The sequence below is a fragment of the Sporosarcina sp. USHLN248 genome, assembly GCF_037144575.1.
Classification (GTDB): Bacteria; Bacillota; Bacilli; order Bacillales_A; family Planococcaceae; genus Sporosarcina; species Sporosarcina contaminans.
Genome location: NZ_JBBCZC010000110.1, coordinates 1 through 492, shown reverse-complemented (window position 1 = coordinate 492; position 492 = coordinate 1). Strand labels below are relative to the sequence as shown.

Here is a 492-nt window from a genome sequence, read left to right as displayed (position 1 = left end):
CGTCTTCCGCTCCATACAATTGCCGGGGTGGCGGAACTGGCAGACGCACAGGACTTAAAATCCTGCGGTAGGTGACTACCGTACCGGTTCGATTCCGGTTCTCGGCACCAGTTATTACGTATGCGCCCGTAGCTCAATTGGATAGAGCGTCTGACTACGGATCAGAAGGTTATGGGTTCGACTCCTGTCGGGCGCGCCATTAATATAATAGTTTTTAAACCGGGAAGTAGCTCAGCTTGGTAGAGCACTTGGTTTGGGACCAAGGGGTCGCAGGTTCGAATCCTGTCTTCCCGACCATTTTTAATGGGGCCTTAGCTCAGCTGGGAGAGCGCCTGCCTTGCACGCAGGAGGTCAGCGGTTCGATCCCGCTAGGCTCCACTTATGAACCTTGAAAACTGAACAGCAAAACGTCAACAAATAAAGTCTCAAAGCCGACCCCGTCGGCGGAAGAGACAAAACGAATCTTCGGATTCAAAATTGACATCTTAACAA

General features: G+C 51.4%; 4 tRNA genes. All 4 read left to right on the top strand.

Going from position 1 to position 492, the window contains the following annotated elements:
* The first annotated feature begins 21 nt into the window (after positions 1 to 21).
* The 4 genes from WFH04_RS18155 (at position 22) to WFH04_RS18140 (ending at position 378) form a co-directional block, all read left to right on the top strand.
* Positions 22 to 110 (top strand) — tRNA-Leu (locus WFH04_RS18155).
* A 12-nt stretch (positions 111 to 122) separates the two neighbouring features.
* Positions 123 to 199: transfer RNA gene (locus WFH04_RS18150), tRNA-Arg, on the top strand.
* A 21-nt stretch (positions 200 to 220) separates the two neighbouring features.
* Positions 221 to 297 (top strand) — tRNA-Pro (locus tag WFH04_RS18145).
* An 8-nt stretch (positions 298 to 305) separates the two neighbouring features.
* A tRNA-Ala gene (locus tag WFH04_RS18140) sits at positions 306 to 378 on the top strand.
* Positions 379 to 492: the final 114 nt, after the last annotated feature.